The organism is Nonomuraea aurantiaca (genome assembly GCF_020215705.1).
Lineage (GTDB): Bacteria > Actinomycetota > Actinomycetes > Streptosporangiales > Streptosporangiaceae > Nonomuraea > Nonomuraea aurantiaca.
Map to the genome: position 1 here is coordinate 334112 of NZ_JAIWNB010000005.1, position 15657 is coordinate 349768.

Below are 15657 nucleotides of genomic sequence, written 5' to 3' on the forward strand. Positions count from 1 at the left end.
ACCGTCCGCAGGTTCTAGCGGACCGGGTGGCCGGCCATCCGCAGCGTGTCCTTGACCTCGGAGATCTTCAGCGTCCCGAAGTGGAACACGCTGGCCGCCAGCACCGCGTCGGCGCCGGCCGCGACCGCCGGAGGGAAGTCCGCCAGCCGCCCGGCGCCACCGCTGGCGATCACCGGCACCCGGACCGCGGCCCTGACCGCGTGCAGCAGCTCGAGGTCGTAACCGTCGAGCGTGCCGTCGCCGTCCATCGAGTTGAGCAGGATCTCGCCGACGCCGAGCTCCTCACCGCGCGCGGCCCACTCGACCGCGTCCATGCCGGTGCCGCGGCGCCCGCCGTGCGTGGTCACCTCGAAGCCGCTCGCGGTGCCCGGCGCCCGCCGCGCGTCGACCGACAGCACCACGCACTGCGCGCCGAAGCGCCGCGACGCCTCGGTGAGCAGCTCGGGCCGGGCGATGGCGGCGGTGTTGAGCGACACCTTGTCGGCTCCCGCGCGCAGCAGCCGGTTGACGTCGTCGACCGAGCGGATGCCGCCGCCCACGGTGAGCGGGATGAACACCTGCTCGGCGGTCCTGCGCACCACGTCGAGCATGGTCTCGCGCTCGCCCGACGAGGCGGTGATGTCGAGGAAGGTCAGCTCGTCGGCCCCCTCGGCGTCGTAGCGCCTGGCCAGCTCGACCGGGTCGCCCGCGTCGCGCAGGTTCGCGAAGTTGACACCCTTGACCACGCGCCCGGCGTCCACGTCCAGGCACGGGATCACCCGTACGGCTACCGTCATGCCCGAAGCGCCTCGATCTCGATCTCGACCAGCATGTTGGGATCCACCAGCCCGGCGACGCGGACGCCGGTGCAGGCGGGGCGTACCCGCCCGAACACCTCGCCGATCGCCCGCCCGACCTGGTCGAAGTGGCCGTGCTCGACCACGTAGTAGCGGACCATGACGACGTCCTCCCTGCTCAGGCCGCCCATCGCGACCGCTTCGAGGGCGATGTCCATGGCCGTCCTGCTCTGCAGGTAGGCGTCACCGTGGTGACGTACCTCGCCGTCGACGGTGGCGGTGCATCCGGACACGATCACCCGGTCACCGACGACCACCGCCCTCGCGTAGCCGTATCTCTCTTCCCAGATGCCTCCGGAGAACACCCTTGGTCCGGTGCTCTCCATGCTCATGCTGCTGCCCATCACGCCCCCTCCCGAGGAACTAAGCGCGAACCGCGATCAACGCGCTCTCCAGCGTGAAAGCTTGAGCGTAAAGGGCCTTGCCCACGATGGCACCCTCCACGCCGTCGGGCACCAGCGCGGCCAGCGCGACCAGGTCGTCGAGAGAGGAGACGCCGCCGCTGGCCACCACCGGCTTGTCGGTGCGCTTGCAGACCTCGCGAAGCAGGTCCAGGTTGGGCCCGCGCAGGGTGCCGTCCTTGGTGACGTCGGTGACCACGTAGCGGGGGCAGCCGTCGGCCTCCAGGCGTTCGAGCACCTCCCACAGGTCCCCGGCCTCCTGGGTCCAGCCGCGGGCGGCCAGAGTCGTGCCGCGGACGTCCAGCCCCACGGCGATCTTGTCGCCGTGCTCGGCGATGACCCGGCGGCACCATTCGGGGTTCTCCAGCGCGGCCGTGCCGATGTTGACCCGGCGGCAGCCGGTGGCCAGCGCCGCGGCCAGCGAGGCGTCGTCACGGATGCCGCCCGACAGCTCCACGTTCACGTCGAGCCGGCCGATCAGGTCGGTGAGCAGCTCCCGGTTGGAGCCCCGGCCGAAGGCGGCGTCGAGGTCGACCAGGTGGATCCACTCCGCGCCCGCCTCCTGCCAGGCCAGCGCCGCGGCGAGCGGCTCGCCGTAGCCAGTCTCGGTCCCGGCCGCACCCTGGACGAGGCGTACGGCCTGGCCGTCCGCGACGTCCACGGCGGGGAGCAATACGAGCGACATCAGGTCCTCCGGTCGAAAGCGAGAGTCATGACAACGGGTGCCAGCAGCAGGGAAAACACGAACACGGCCAGGCTGAGGAGCGGCGCGCCCCACACGAGCCACGCCACCACCTGGACCAGCACGAAGAGCAATCCCACCACGGCGTTCTGGCCGCGGCGGCGGCGGGCGAGCAGACCGCCCTGCCGGGCGATCCGGACCGGGCGCGGGACCAGCCGGCCGAGTAAGGCGCGGCGGCGCGCGGCCCGCGCCTGCCGTGCCTCGTTGAGCCGGATCGCGCGCGCCCGCTCCGCCTCACGCTCGGCCCGGCGGCGCGCCCGCTCCTTACTCAAGGGTGCCGAGCCAGTTGGACAGCAGCGCGGCGCCGGCGTCGCCGGATTTCTCCGGATGGAACTGGGTGGCCATCAGCGGGCCGTTCTCCACGGCCGCCACGAACGGCACGCCGTGCTCGGCCCAGGTGACCAGCGGCTCGGCGAAGCCGTCGCCCGGGTGCAGCTCCCACTCGCGCACGCCGTAGGAGTGCACGAAGTAGAAGCGCGTCGCCTCGTCGATCCCGGCGAACAGCGCGCTGCCCGCGGGCGCCTTGACGGTGTTCCAGCCCATGTGCGGCAGGACGGGCGCGTCGAGCCGCTCGACCGTGCCCGGCCACTCGCCGCAGCCCTCGGTCTCGACCCCGTGCTCCACTCCCCTGGCGAACAGGATCTGCATGCCGACGCAGATGCCGAGCACCGGGCGGCCACCGGCCAGCCGCCGGCCGATGATCCGCTCGCCGTACACACTCTTGAGGCCCGCCATGCACGCCTCGAACGCCCCGACGCCCGGCACGACCAGGCCGTCGCACTCGAGCGCGGCGTCGAAGTCGGAGGTGACGGTCACGTTCGCGCCCACCCGGGCCAGGGCCCGCTCGGCCGAACGCAGGTTGCCCGACCCGTAGTCGAGCACGACGATGTTCTTCACCACCACATCACCCCCGCGGTGATCGCCAGCGCGGCGCCGAGCGCGCAGGCGGCGGCGCCGAACTTGAGCCCCTGCCTGCCCAGCGAGAACACGCCGCCGATGAGGAACAGCCCGATGAACACCATGACGATGGCGATCGTGTTGCCGGTCACAGGACGCCCTTGGTGCTCGGCACGCCCGTGGCGCGCGGGTCGAACTCCGACGCCTCGCGCAGCGCCCTGGCCAGCGCCTTGAACTGGGCCTCGACGATGTGATGCGCGTTGCGGCCGTAGGGCACGCGTACGTGCAGGCAGATCGCCGCCTGGGCGACGAACGACTCCAGGACGTGGCGCGTCATCGTCGTGTCGTAGTCGGGCCCGATCATCGGCGCCATGCCCTCGGGCTCGGCGTGCACCAGGTAGGGTCGGCCCGACAGGTCGACGGTCACCTGGGCGAGCGACTCGTCCAGCGGGCACGACGCATTACCGAACCGCCTGATGCCCGATTTGTCGCCCAGGGCCTCGCGGAACGCGGCGCCCAGCGCGAGCGCCGTGTCCTCGATCGTGTGGTGCGAGTCGATGTGCAGGTCGCCCTCGGTCTTGACCGTCAGGTCGAACAGCCCGTGCTTGCCGAGCTGCGCCAGCATGTGGTCGAAGAAGCCGACCCCGGTCGAGACGTCGACCCGGCCCGTGCCGTCGAGACCCACCTCGACCAGGACCGAGGTCTCCTTCGTCGCACGCTCGACGCGACCGACCCGGCCCACCGGCCCACCTTCGTCGGGGCTGTGAGCCGCAGCAGCGCCGTTTCCGTTGGTTGGCTCGCTCACAGCAGGACTCCCTCCAGGGCGGCGCGGAACGCCGCCATCTCCTCATCGGTGCCGATCGACACCCGCAGCCATTCTGGCGGCCCCACCTCGCGGATGAGCACACCACTCGCCAGCAGCGCCTCCCACACCTTCCGCCGGTCGGCGAAGCGCCCGAACAGCACGAAGTTGGCGTCGGAATCGGCGACGGTCAACCCCTTATCACGCAGCCAGGCCACGATGTCGTCGCGTTCCTGCCTGAGCGCGTCGACCGTGGCGAGCAGCTCGGCCCGGTGCCGCAGCGCCACGCGGGCCGCCGTCTGGGTGAGCGTCGACAGGTGGTAGGGCAGCCGCACCAGCAGCAGCGCGTCGATCACGGCCGGGTGCGCGGCCAGATAGCCCAGACGGGTGCCCGCCATGGCGAACGCCTTGGACATGGTCCGCGTGACGATCAGCCTCGGGTGCTCCGGCAGCAGGGTGAGCGCCGAGGGCGTGCCCTGCCGGGCGAACTCGGCGTAGGCCTCGTCGACCACGACCATGCCCTTGGCCGCGCCGAGCACCCGGCTGATCGTCTCCATCGGCAGCGCGGTGCCGGTCGGGTTGTTGGGCGAGGTCAGGAACACGATGTCGGGCCGGTGCTCCTCGACCGCGGCGACCGCCTTGTCCGGATCGAGCGAGAAGTCGGGCTCGCGGGCCCCCGAGATCCACTCCGTGCTGGTGCCGGTGGTGATGATCGGGTGCATCGAGTAGGACGGCTCGAAGCCCAGCGCGGTGCGCCCGTAGGAGCCGAACGCCTGAAGGATCTGCTGGAGGATCTCGTTGGAGCCGTTGGCCGCCCAGACCTGGTCCTTGGTCAGTCCGTGACCCAGGTAGCCGGCCAGGTCGGCGCGGAGCGCCTCGGCGTCCCGGTCGGGGTAGCGGTTGAGCTCGGCCGCGCTCGCGCGCACCTCCTCCGCCAGGTCGGCGACCAGGGCCGGGGAGGGCGGGTAGGGGTTCTCGTTGGTGTTGAGCCTGACGGGCACGTCGATCTGCGGAGCGCCGTAGGGGGTGCGGCCCCGGAGGTCGTCGCGGATCGGCAGGTCGGCGAGCGTCACGTCAGGATTCACGCGGGGATTCACTGAGCCTCGTTTCGCGATGGGACCTGCCAGTCGAAGCGGGCGCGGATGGCGGCGCCGTGCGCCGGAAGGTCCTCGGCGTCGGCGAGCACCGTCACGTGCCCGGCCGCCTCGGCCAGCGCCTCGCGCGTGTAGTCGACGACGTGGATGCCGCGCAGGAACGACTGCACCGACAGGCCGCTGGAGTGGCAGGCGCAGCCGCCCGTGGGCAGCACGTGGTTGGAGCCGGCCAGGTAGTCGCCGAGCGACACCGGAGCGTAGGGCCCCACGAAGATCGCGCCCGCGTTGCGGACCCGCGCTGCGACGGCCGCCGCGTCGGCGGTCTGGATCTCCAGGTGCTCGGCGGCGTAGGCGTCGACGACCTTGAGTCCGTCGTCGATGCTGTCGACCAGCACGATGCCGGACTGCCGGCCGCCGAGCGCCTCGGTGATGCGCTGGGCGTGCTTGGTGACGCCGACCTGGGCCGGCAGCTCCTTCTCCACGGCCTCGGCCAGCCGGAGGCTGTCGGTGACCAGCACGGCCGCCGCGATCACGTCGTGCTCGGCCTGGCTGATCAGGTCGGACGCCACGTGCACCGGGTCGGCCGTCTCATCGGCCAGGATCGCGATCTCCGTCGGCCCCGCCTCGGAGTCGATGCCGATGCGGCCCTTGAGCAGGCGCTTGGCGGCGGCCACCCAGATGTTGCCGGGCCCGGTCACCATGCCGACGGCCGGGCACTCCTCGGTGCCGTAGGCGAACATCGCCACCGCCTGGGCGCCGCCCACGGAGTAGACCTCGTCCACGCCCAGCAGCGCGCAGGCCGCCAGGATCGTGGGGTGCGGCAGCCCGCCGTTGTCCGCCTGGGGCGGGCTCGCCACGGCGAGCGACTCCACGCCCGCCTCCTGGGCCGGGACCACGTTCATGACCACGCTCGACGGGTAGACGGCGCGCCCGCCGGGGACATAGAGGCCCACGCGGTCGACCGGCACCCACCGCTCGGTCACGGTGCCGCCCGGCACGACGCGGGTCGTGACGTCGGCGCGGCGCTGGTCGCGGTGGACCAGCCTGGTGCGCCGGATCGCCTCCTCCAGCGCGGCCACGACCTCCGGCCGCAGCTCCCGCAGCGCCGCCTGGATCGCCTCCCGCGGCACCCGGGCCTGCTGGACCTCGACACCGTCGAACCTGGCGGTCAGCTCCCGTACGGCTGCCGCCCCCCGATGGCGGACCGCGTCGCAGATGGGCCGCACCTTCTCCAGGGCGGCCTCGACGTCGAGCTCGGCGCGGGGCAGCACGTCGCGCAGGTTCGCCGGGAGGGAACCGCGCATGTCAATACGGGAAATCACCCACCCAGTTTACGGAGTCCCCTCCCTGAATCCGGTTCTGTCCAGTATCCGGGACGGGGGCGCGTCGCCCCGAAGGCCCCGCTCGGGGACTTTCCGGGCGGCACGCCTTGTCCGGTTTTATACGCATTTGTCCTTTTATATACGAATCTCGTACGCTGGCGGCATGGCAAAGTGGCGCGGACCGGACGGCATCGTCGTCGAGGCGATCGTGCTCGGCAACCGGCCGCTGCTGCGCGTTTCCCGGCAGGTCAACGGCCGGGCCTACTTCCGCGGCTACTGCTCCCGCGTCGAGGAGCTCGGCGGGCACGGCGTCGACCTGGCCGAACTGGTCGAAGAGCCACGCGACGGAGGCCGTCGCCCGGCTTGACCATCTGCAGACCCCCGCCCCTTGTGCCGATCTTGCCCCAGGGGTATGCCAGGGGTCATGGCGCAGCTGCCGGTCTACGCGCCGATGCTGGCTCAGCTCGGCTCCCTGCCGTCGGTACGCGGGGACGAGTGGGCTGTCGAGATGAAGTGGGACGGCGTGCGCGCCCTCGTCTACCTGGAGGACGGCGGCGTCCGGCTGCTGTCGCGCAACGGCAAGGACGTCACCGCGGCCTACCCCGAACTGCAGCTGATGGCGGGCGCCACCGGCCGGCGGCCGGCGGTCGTCGACGGGGAGATCGTGGCCTTCGACGACGCCGGACGGCCCAGCTTCGGCGCGTTGCAACCCCGCATGCACCAGCGCCACCCGGCCAAGGTCGCCGAGCTGGCCAGGACCGTACCGGTGACGCTCATGGCGTTCGACCTGCTGCACCTCGGCTCCGACAGCACCATCGGCCGGCCCTACACCGAACGCCGTGAGCTCCTGGAGCGGGTCCTGACGCCCGGCTTCCGCTGGCAGGTGCCGGTGTGGTTCCACGACCACGCGGAGGGCGCGCTCGACTCCTCTCGCCGGCTCGGCCTGGAGGGCGTGGTGTGCAAACGCCTGTCGTCGCCGTACCGGCCGGGCCGGCGCAGCTCCGAATGGACGAAGGTCAAGAACCTCACGGCCGTCGAGGTGATCGTCGGCGGCTGGAAGGCCGGCGCGGGCCGGCGCGCGGGCACGATCGGCTCCCTGCTGCTCGGCGCGCACGACCGCGACGGGAGGCTGCTGTTCGTCGGCCACGTGGGCACCGGCTTCACCCAGGCGATGCTGGACGACCTGCACGAGCGCCTCACCCCGCTGGAGCGGCCTGAGTCGCCCTTCGCGGTACCGGTGCCCCGCGAGCACGCCCGCGACGCGCACTGGGTCGAGCCGCGCCTGGTGGGCGAGGTCCAGTACGCCGAGGTGACCGGCGACGGCCGCCTGCGCCACCCCTCCTGGCGCGGCCTGCGCCCCGATCGCGAGCCGGACGACGTACGCCTGGACACCGGCGACTGGGCCGCCGGCTGAGCCCCTCGATCGCTACGCGCCGGGAGCGGGCAGCGGCTCCCGTACGGCCGGAGCGGGGTCCTTGAGCGTACGGGCCAGCAGCCAGGCCAGGGCCGGGAAAGCGATCAGGCCGGCGAGCGCGACCCGGAGCGAGGTGGCCTCCGCCACCGCCCCGACGAGCGGGCTGGTCAGGCCACCGGCGCTCACCGCCAGGCCGAGTGTGACGCCGCTGGCGGTGCCCAGCCGGTTGGGCAGGAAGTCCTGGCCCAGCGTCACATGCAGCGAGAACGGGGCGTACAGGGTGATCGAGGAGGCCGCGATGAACACGTACGCGGAAGGACCCGGCGCCAGCACCACCCCGGCGATGGCCGGGACGGCGGCCGCGTACGCCAGGCACATGGTGCGCACCCGCCCCCAGCGGCCCGCCATCCGGCCGCCGAGGAGCGTCCCCACCGCACCCCCGGCGAACAGCACGAACAACGCCACCGCCCCCGCCGCGCCACCGCCCATGTAGAGGGCGACGAACGCGCTCAACCCCACGTACGCGATCGACCGGAAGACGATCACCAGCGTGAGCCGGACGAACGACGGCCAGTCGTCACGCCCGGCCGAACGCGCGCTCGCCCGAGCCCGCTCACCGTGACGGGACAGCGAGCGGATCACGGTGAGCGTGAGCAGCGCGCCCACCACGGCGGGGACGACCAGCAACGGCGAGGCGCCCAGCCCCCACAGCGACAGCAATGGCGTGACCACGATCGGCGCGGTGGCGAAGCCGAGCGTGCCGCCCAGCGAGAACCAGCTCATCCGCACGTGACTGCCCTCGCTGGCGATCCTGGCCAGGCGGGCCGACTCCGGATGGTAGGCCGCCACGCCCAGGCCCGACAGCGCCACCGCCAGCCAGGTGAGGACGTACACGTCGGTGACACCGCTGAGCGCCACCCCGAGCCCGGCCGTGAGCATGCTGACCGGGATCAGCCCCGGCATCCGCCGGCGGTCCGTGAGCGCGCCGAAGACCGGCTGCACGATCGAGGACAACAGCGTCGCGGCGAGCACGATGCCCGACGCGGCGACGTACCCGTAACCGCGCTGCGCCACCAGGAAGGGCACCAGCGCCGGAACCGCCCCTTGGTACACATCCACACCGGCATGGCCGGCGGCCAGCATCATGATCTTGTTCGCCTTCACCTTCCGATCGTCGCTCCGGGATGACCTGGCCCGCTTCCGATAAAATGCCAACTCATGATGGAAATCCGCCATCTTTCGGAGGCGCCCACCGGGATCCGGCCGCTCGCGCCCGGCACCGGGATCGACGCGCATCGCCACGACACCCACCAGATCACCTACGCCTGCCGGGGCGTCCTGTCGGTGACGACGAGCGCGGGCACCTGGGTGGCCCCGGCCAACCGGGCCATCTGGGTGCCGGCCGGAACCGTCCACGAGCATCGGGCGCACGGCGACACCGACCTGCGGCTCGTCGGTCTGCCCGTCGCCGACAACCCCCTGCGCCTCGACCGGCCCGCCGTGCTGGCCGTCGGCCCGCTGCTGCGCGAGCTGATCATCGCCTACACCGCCGCCGCTGTGGGACCGGACCCCGACGACGGCGGCGCCGAGCGGCAGCGACTGCGGGCCGTCCTGCTGGACCAGCTCCGCCGCTCCCCCGAGCAGCCCTTCCACCTGCCCACGGCCCGGGATCCCCGGCTGGCCGCCGTCTGCGCGCTCCTGCACGACGACCCGGCCGACCCCCGCACGCTCGCCCAGTTCGGGCGGCAGGCAGGCACCAGCGACCGCACGCTGGCCCGGCTCTGCCGGAGCGAGCTGGGGATGACCTTCCCGCAATGGCGTACGCAGCTGCGCCTGCACCACGCGTTGCTGCTGCTGGCCGACGGGCTCGCGGTCACCACGGTGGCGCACCGCTGCGGCTGGGCCACCGCCAGCGCCTTCATCGTCGCGTTCCGGCGGGCTCTCGGGTACACCCCGGGCCGCGCCTTTACAATGTAGATTCGCTACACTGACATCCTGTGAGCAGAGCGAAAGCCCAAGGGGGCACTCCGGCCACGGTGGCGCTGACGAAGGCCAAGGCGGAGTTCACCCTTCATCCGTACGAGCACGATGCCCACGCGCAGGCCTATGGCGAGGAGGCGGCCGACGCGCTCGGCGTGCCGCACGAGCGGATCTTCAAGACGCTGGTGGCCGAGGTGGAGGGCGCGCTCGCGGTGGCGGTCGTGCCGGTCTCCGGCAAGCTCGACCTCAAGGCGCTGGCGGCGGCGCTCGGAGGCAAGAAGGCCGCCATGGCCGACGCGGCGAAGGTCGAGCGCGTCACGGGCTACGTGGTCGGCGGCATCAGCCCGCTCGGCCAGCGCAAGAGGCTGCCGACCGTGGTCGACGCGTCGGCTCTGGAGTTCGCGACGATCTACTTCTCCGCGGGCAAGCGGGGGCTGCAGATCGAGACCGCCCCCGCCAACCTGATCTCGCTGACCGGCGCCCTTACCGCCGCTATCGGTGGTGCCGGTTGATCCTTTCACGGCGATGACGTGGCTCCAGGAGATCACGGGGACGCCGTGGCCCACCGGGACGCCGCGGTTCCAGGGCATCGTCGGGACGCCGTTCCAGGGCGTCACGGCGATGCCGCGGTTCCCGGACGTCCCGGCGGTTCCATGGCTCCATGAACGTGAAGCGTCTGCGGTGGGCGAACTTCCGGTGCCTGTCCCAGGCGGGCCGCTCGTGCTCGTGGCGGGCCTTCGCCTCCGCCTCCAGCGCCTCCTTCAGGCCCGGGGTGTAGCCGCCGCCGAAGCGGGACATGTCGGGGCCGGGGAAGCCCGACGGGGCGGTGTCGCGCAGGGCCTCCTGCATCGAGTCGACCCAGATCGGGCCCGGTAGCGAGGCGCCCTGCACGGAGCCGTAGTACTCGTCGCCGATCTGGACGTTCTGCAGGGGGAAGCGGTAGGCGCCCCTGATGTCACCGACGCTGACCGCCGCCGCCAGGTCCGGGGTGTACCCGGCGAACCACGCCGAGGTGTAGCCGTTGTTGGTGCCCGTCTTGCCCGCCGCGGGGCGGTCGATGCTCTGGCCGCGCATGGTGCCCTCGGTGAAGACGCCGCGCAGCACCCAGTTGACCGCGTCGGCCACCGGCCGGTCGATGGCCTCCTCGCAGGCGGGCGGCACCCGGGTGCGTTCGCCGGCCCGGCCGGTGATCTCCACGATCGCCAGCGGCCGGCAGTACCTCCCCCTGGCCGCGAACGTCGCGAACGCCGCCGCCACCGTCACCGGGTCCATCTCGTTGGCCCCGAGCGTGAACGTGGGCACCTCGCGCAGCGGCGTCCCGTCGGCGCGGGAGACGCCCAGCGCCTTGGCGGTCGTGACCACGTTGCAGAGGCCGACCTTGCGCTCCAGCATCATGTAGAAGATGTTGACCGACTTCCAGGTGCCGGTCTCCAGGCTGTGCGGGCCGCCGGCGCCCTCGCCGGAGGCGTTGTAGATGGTCGTGCGCGGGTCGTTGACGCGCCGGCCGTGGCAGTCGCGATAGCCCTGATCGGGCGTCAGCTCGCCGGGCGTCTGAAACCCGTCTCCGAACCGCCAGCCCTGCTTCAGCGCCGTGGCCAGGGTGAACACCTTGAACGTGGAGCCGGCCTGGAACCCCATCCCGCCGCCGTGCGCCATGTCGGCCGGCAGGTTGAACGTGGTCCTGGCGCCGTTCTTCTTGTTGCCCGGGTTGCGGCCGAAGCGCTTGCTCGCCGCCATCGCCGTGATCCGCCCGGTGCCCGGCTCGACCATGGCCTCGGCGGCCACCTGGGTGTCGTCGGGGTGCACCCGCCGCCGGATGGCGTGCTCGGCGGCCCGCTGCGCCACCGGGTCGAGGCTCGTACGGATCACCAGACCGCCGGTGCTCATCCTGGCCTGCCGTTTGACCGCGGTGTTGCCGAAGGCGGGGTTGGTCAGGAGCTCCCGCTGAACGTAATAGCAATAGAACGGGTAGTCGCTCTGCGCGCAGCCGCCGGGCTCGGGCCGGAGCTTGAGGTCGAGGCCGGTCTGCTTGGCCGCGGCCGCCTCCTGCGGCGAGATCGCGCCCACCCCGGCCATCCGGTCCAGCACGATGTCGCGCCGCTGCCGCAGCCGGTCCAGGTGCCGCTCACCCAGCGAGGGATCGGTCGAGTACGGTACGCGCACGGCCCCCGCGAGCGTGGCCGCCTGGGTCAGGGTAAGGCGGGCGGCCGTGGTCGAGAAGAACCGCCTGGCCGCCGCCTCGACGCCATGAGCGCCCGCGCCGAAGTACGCGATGTTCAGGTATTTCTCCAGAATCTCGTCCTTGCGGTACTTCTCCTCCATCGCCAGCGCGTACCGCAGCTCGGTGATCTTCCTGGCCAGGTTGGGCGCGCGGGCCCGGTCGCGCTCGGCGTCGCTTCGGGCGCCCTCCACCAGGATGTTCTTGACCAGCTGCTGGGTGAGCGACGAGCCGCCCTGCTTGATCCCGCCCGCCTGCGTGTTGGTGAGCAGTGCCCGGAGCGTGCCCTTGACGTCCAGGCCGCCGTGCTCGTAGAACCGGGCGTCCTCGATGGCCACGATCGCCTTGCGCATCACGGGCGCCACCTGGTCGAGCCGGACCGTCGTCCGGTTGGCCTCGTAGAACTGGGCGAACTGCTTGCCGTTCCGGTCGAGGAGGCGGGTCACCTGGGACAGCGGCTCCTCACGAGGGGCGGGCGGCAGGTCGACGAACGTCGTGGCGACGTTCTTGGCGGACAGGCCCGCCCCGGTCACGACCGGGGCGGCCAGCGCCGCCGCCAGGACCCCGCCGATCGCCCCGGCCACGGCGAGCACGCCGACGGATCTGAGCACAGTCACTCAGATGATCTGCGGCTGGGAAGGCCCCGGCAAACACCGGCCTCGCGCGTCTTTACTGTTGTCTGCGGATATTCAGACCAAGTGACGCGAACTGCTCGAACGGCTGGTGATAGCCGCGCTCGATGTGGTTGACGCCGCGGAGCGTCGAGGTCCCGTCCGCCACCGCGGCGGCCAGCACGGCCGAGAATCCGGCCCGGATGTCGGGCAGCGTCACGTCCGCGCCCTTGAGCTGTGACACGCCCCGCACGACGGCCGAGTGCCTGGCGTTCGTGTCGTGGTAGCGGCAGGCCGGGCCGCCCAGGCACTGGTCGAACACCTCGATCTCGCAGCCCATCTTCTGCAGCGCCGGGACGTACACCAGGCGGTTCTCGAAGACGGTCTCGTGCAGCACCGACATGCCCTGGCTCTGCGTGAACAGCACCATGAGCGGCGTCTGCCAGTCGGTCATGAACCCGGGATGCGTGTCGGTCTGCACGGCCGCCGCGCGCAGCCCCTCGGGCGGCGCGGTGGCGCACAGGTATTCGTCGTTGATGTCGAACCGGGCGCCCATCCTGGCCAGCGTGGTGATCGCGGTGACCAGCCGGTCCTGCGGGCAGCCGTGCACCCGCACCTCGCCGCCGGTGATCAGGCCGGCCGCGAGGTAGGAGAACGCCTCGATGCGGTCGCCCGCGAGCCAGATGGAGGCGCCGTGCAGCCGCTCGACGCCCTCGATGACGATCCTGCGGTCGGGCGAGAGCTCGATCCTGGCGCCCATCCGCTGCAGGAACAGCGCCAGCTCCACGACCTCGGGCTCCATCGCCGCGTTCTTCACCACGGTCTTGCCCTCGGCCAGCACCGCGGACATGAGGATCGTCTCGGTCGCCCCGACACTCGGATAGGGCAGCTCCAGCCGGGTTCCGTTCAGCCGCTTGGCCTTGGCGAAGATCCCGGTGTCGCCCACCTCGACCTCGGCGCCCATCGCGCGCAGCGCCTCGACGTGGAAGTTCACCGGCCGCCGGCCGATCGGGTCGCCGCCGACCAGCGGCACGAACGCCTCCCCCGCCAGGTGCAGCAGCGGGCCCAGCATGAGGATGGGGATGCGGTTCAGGCCGGTGAACGCGTCGGGCACCCGCGGCCTGATCTCCGGGCCCTGCCCGATGCGGATCTCCCCCCGGTCGATCTCCACGTTGATGCCCAGCGCGTCGAGCATCGCCGCCGTGATGCCGACCTCGCCGACCTCGGGGACGTTGTGGATGATGCTCTCCCCGGTGCCCAGCATGGCGGCGACCATGTGCTTGGACACCGCGTTCTTGGACCCGCGTACTTCGACGTCACCCCTGAGGGGGCCGGAGGGTTCGATCAGCCAGACCTTGTCTTCAATCACGAAGCGAGCCTAGCCGGGAGATACGATCGACCTGATTAAGAGGTAAATGTGAGGGGGAGCGGCGTGGCGAGGCATGTTCGCGCATTTGCGGTTACTGTCCTCATCCTCGCCACCCTGGCCGTGCTGGCCGGACTGCTGTGGTCCCACCTGTCTCCCCGCGCGCCGTACCAGGTCACGCCGCAGGGGCCGGTGCTTGCGGACCCGTCCACGCAGGCGCTGATCGCCGCCGACGGATGGTACGCGGTGATCACCGGCGGGCTCGGGCTGGCCTGCGGGGCGCTCGCGTGGTTCCTCGGCCGGCGGCACCAGCTCGCCGTGCTGCTGGGGCTCGGCGCCGGCGGGGTGCTGGCGGCGTTCCTCACGCTCTGGGTGGGTTCGACGTTCACGTTCGGCGTGGTGGTCGTGGAGGCCGCGGCCGAGCCCGGGGTGAAGGTCGTCCCCGGGTCGCTGGCGCTGACCGCCACGGGCGTGATCGTGTCCTGGCCGCTGGTCGCGGTGGGCTTCTTCGGGCTGCTGGAGGGCATGCACGGGTATCGCGAGTCGCCGCTGCGCAAGCCGTACGGGATCGGTTGACGGCGCCTTCTCAAAGGACCGCCGGTCAGAGGGGCGGGCGGCGCAGGCCGTGCTCGGTGGCCCGCTCGAAGGCGCGGGCCACGCGCAGCACGGTGGCGTCGGCGAACGGCCGGCCGACGATCTGCACGCCGACCGGCAGCCCCGACCGCGTGAACCCGGCGGGGACCGACGCGGCGGGCGCGTGCAGGACGCTGATCCAGTACGCGGAGCGCATCCACGCCAGGTAGTCGGGCAGCCGGACCCCGTTGATCTCGCTCACGTAGGGGTGCTCGACGGGGAACGGCGGCACCTGGCTGACCGGGGCGATCAGCACGTCATAGGTGTCGAAGAAGGCCGCCATGCGGTGGTAGAGGCCGCTGCGCAGGCGTTCGGCCCTGGCCAGGTCGGCGCCCGTGAGCTTGCGGCCCTGCTCGACGTTCCAGGCGGTGTTGGCGCCCAGCCCGTCGAGCTCGCCGAAGGCGAGCGTGTAGTACCAGGCCCGGTAGACGCGGAAGGCGTCGTCGGCGTCCGACAGGTCCAGCTCGACCTGCTCGACGCGCGCGCCGAGCTGTTCGAGCACGCCAGGCGCCGTCGCGGTGACCGCCGCCGTCTCGGGGTCCACCGGCAGCCCGCCCAGGTCGGGGCTCCAGGCCACGCGCAGCCCGGCGACGTCGCGCCCGTCGGGGGTGAAGTCCTCGGTGATCGAGTACGGAGACCGAGCGTCGAATCCCGAAATAACCGACATCATCAGGGTCAGGTCGTCGACCGTCCTGGCCATCGGCCCCTGGACGGACAGCGTGTACCAGGCGGCCTGGTCCGACAGGGCGGGCACCCGGCCCGGCGTCGGCCGTAGCCCCACGACGTTGCAGAACGAGGCCGGGTTGCGCAGCGACCCGCCCATGTCGGACCCGTCGGCGAGCGGCACCATCCCGGACGCCAGCGCCGCTGCCGCCCCGCCGCTGCTGCCCCCGGCGGACCTGGACAGGTCGTAGGGGTTGCGGGTGGCCCCGAACACCTCGTTGACCGTGTGGGAGCCGGTGCCGAACTCCGGCGTGTTGGTCTTGCCCACGAGGATCGCCCCGGCCGACCTGAGCCGCTCCACGATCACGTCGTCCTTCTCGGGGATGTGGTCGGCGTAGATCGGCGACCCGTAGGTGGTGCGGATGCCCTTGGTGTCGACGAGGTCCTTGTGCGCCACCGGCACCCCGTGCAGCGGCCCCGTCACCTCACCGGCGTCGGCGGCCTTGGCGGCGTCCAGCGCCTGCTCGGCGACCAGCGTCACGATGGCGTTGACCTGGGGGTTGACCTGCTCGATGCGGTCGAGGTGGGCTTGGAGCAGCTCGACGGCGCTCACCTGGTGAGTCCTGACCAGGTGGGCCATCTCGGTCGCGGTCAGGTAGTGCGGTGCGGTCACGATCC

Annotated in this window: 18 protein-coding genes; 5 read left to right on the forward strand and 13 right to left on the reverse strand. The window is 71.9% G+C overall.

The genetic code is table 11. The annotated features are described in order from the left end of the window. Positions 1-14 precede the first annotated feature (14 nt). From hisF to hisD, 9 genes are read right to left on the reverse strand one after another with little or no spacing between them, the layout of a single operon-like run. On the reverse strand, positions 15-776 hold the full coding sequence (gene hisF / locus LDL49_RS15600; RefSeq protein WP_225291747.1) for an imidazole glycerol phosphate synthase subunit HisF: 762 nt from the start codon (positions 774-776) through the stop codon (positions 15-17). Continuing rightward, complete coding sequence (locus LDL49_RS15605; RefSeq protein WP_225291841.1) at positions 773-1180, reverse strand: Rid family hydrolase; 408 nt, start codon at positions 1178-1180, stop codon at positions 773-775. Before LDL49_RS15605 ends, hisF begins: the two co-directional genes overlap by 4 nt. Positions 1181-1199: 19 nt before the next feature. Then, on the reverse strand, positions 1200-1922 hold the full coding sequence (priA, locus tag LDL49_RS15610; RefSeq protein ID WP_225291748.1) for a bifunctional 1-(5-phosphoribosyl)-5-((5-phosphoribosylamino)methylideneamino)imidazole-4-carboxamide isomerase/phosphoribosylanthranilate isomerase PriA: 723 nt from the start codon (positions 1920-1922) through the stop codon (positions 1200-1202). Further along, positions 1922-2251 carry a hypothetical protein gene (locus tag LDL49_RS15615; RefSeq protein ID WP_225291749.1) on the reverse strand — a complete coding sequence of 110 codons (330 nt, stop codon included), beginning with the start codon at positions 2249-2251 and terminating at the stop codon, positions 1922-1924. The genes priA and LDL49_RS15615 overlap by 1 nt, the downstream gene beginning before the upstream one ends. Further along, complete coding sequence (gene hisH, locus LDL49_RS15620; protein ID WP_225291750.1) at positions 2244-2879, reverse strand: imidazole glycerol phosphate synthase subunit HisH; 636 nt, start codon at positions 2877-2879, stop codon at positions 2244-2246. Before hisH ends, LDL49_RS15615 begins: the two co-directional genes overlap by 8 nt. Next, on the reverse strand, positions 2873-3028 hold the full coding sequence (locus LDL49_RS15625; RefSeq protein ID WP_225291751.1) for a CG2302 family histidine operon protein: 156 nt from the start codon (positions 3026-3028) through the stop codon (positions 2873-2875). The genes hisH and LDL49_RS15625 overlap by 7 nt, the downstream gene beginning before the upstream one ends. Continuing rightward, positions 3025-3618 carry an imidazoleglycerol-phosphate dehydratase HisB gene (gene hisB / locus LDL49_RS15630; protein ID WP_225291752.1) on the reverse strand — a complete coding sequence of 198 codons (594 nt, stop codon included), beginning with the start codon at positions 3616-3618 and terminating at the stop codon, positions 3025-3027. Before hisB ends, LDL49_RS15625 begins: the two co-directional genes overlap by 4 nt. A 59-nt stretch (positions 3619-3677) precedes the next feature. Continuing rightward, a complete protein-coding gene (locus LDL49_RS15635) occupies positions 3678-4763 on the reverse strand; it encodes a histidinol-phosphate transaminase (protein WP_225291753.1) in 1086 nt (361 codons plus the stop codon). Between the two features lie 8 nt (positions 4764-4771). Further along, positions 4772-6094 carry a histidinol dehydrogenase gene (gene hisD / locus LDL49_RS15640; RefSeq protein WP_225291754.1) on the reverse strand — a complete coding sequence of 441 codons (1323 nt, stop codon included), beginning with the start codon at positions 6092-6094 and terminating at the stop codon, positions 4772-4774. Positions 6095-6257: 163 nt separating this feature from the next. Between hisD and LDL49_RS15645 the strand changes: the two genes are divergently transcribed. Together LDL49_RS15645 and ligD are read left to right on the forward strand one after the other, a co-directional pair. Then, a complete protein-coding gene (locus LDL49_RS15645) occupies positions 6258-6461 on the forward strand; it encodes a hypothetical protein (protein WP_225291755.1) in 204 nt (67 codons plus the stop codon). A 57-nt stretch (positions 6462-6518) separates the two neighbouring features. After that, the gene (gene ligD, locus LDL49_RS15650; RefSeq protein WP_225291756.1) at positions 6519-7508 is read left to right on the forward strand and encodes a non-homologous end-joining DNA ligase; all 990 of its coding nucleotides are present in this window, start codon (positions 6519-6521) and stop codon (positions 7506-7508) included. A gap of 12 nt (positions 7509-7520) precedes the next feature. On the opposite strand, the gene LDL49_RS15655 is transcribed toward ligD, so the two are convergent. Next, complete coding sequence (locus LDL49_RS15655) at positions 7521-8804, reverse strand: MFS transporter (protein ID WP_225291757.1); 1284 nt, start codon at positions 8802-8804, stop codon at positions 7521-7523. Between LDL49_RS15655 and LDL49_RS15660 the strand changes: the two genes are divergently transcribed. After that, the gene (locus LDL49_RS15660; protein ID WP_225291758.1) at positions 8727-9485 is read left to right on the forward strand and encodes an AraC family transcriptional regulator; all 759 of its coding nucleotides are present in this window, start codon (positions 8727-8729) and stop codon (positions 9483-9485) included. The two genes, LDL49_RS15655 and LDL49_RS15660, sit on opposite strands and share 78 nt — an antisense overlap. A 20-nt stretch (positions 9486-9505) precedes the next feature. Further along, positions 9506-10000 carry a Cys-tRNA(Pro) deacylase gene (ybaK, locus tag LDL49_RS15665; protein ID WP_225291759.1) on the forward strand — a complete coding sequence of 165 codons (495 nt, stop codon included), beginning with the start codon at positions 9506-9508 and terminating at the stop codon, positions 9998-10000. Here the strand turns inward: ybaK and LDL49_RS15670 are convergent. After that, positions 9981-12317: a transglycosylase domain-containing protein gene (locus LDL49_RS15670; RefSeq protein WP_225291760.1), complete on the reverse strand. Its 2337-nt coding sequence runs from the start codon at positions 12315-12317 to the stop codon at positions 9981-9983. The genes ybaK and LDL49_RS15670 overlap by 20 nt on opposite strands. A gap of 58 nt (positions 12318-12375) precedes the next feature. Continuing rightward, entirely contained in the window at positions 12376-13686 is a 1311-nt protein-coding gene (gene murA / locus LDL49_RS15675) for a UDP-N-acetylglucosamine 1-carboxyvinyltransferase (protein ID WP_225291761.1), read from the reverse strand. Between the two features lie 63 nt (positions 13687-13749). On the opposite strand from murA, the gene LDL49_RS15680 reads away from it, so the two are divergent. Then, entirely contained in the window at positions 13750-14259 is a 510-nt protein-coding gene (locus LDL49_RS15680) for a hypothetical protein (RefSeq protein WP_225291762.1), read from the forward strand. Between the two features lie 25 nt (positions 14260-14284). Here LDL49_RS15680 and LDL49_RS15685 read toward each other — a convergent pair whose 3' ends face one another. After that, complete coding sequence (locus LDL49_RS15685) at positions 14285-15652, reverse strand: amidase (protein ID WP_225291763.1); 1368 nt, start codon at positions 15650-15652, stop codon at positions 14285-14287. Positions 15653-15657 lie beyond the last annotated feature (5 nt).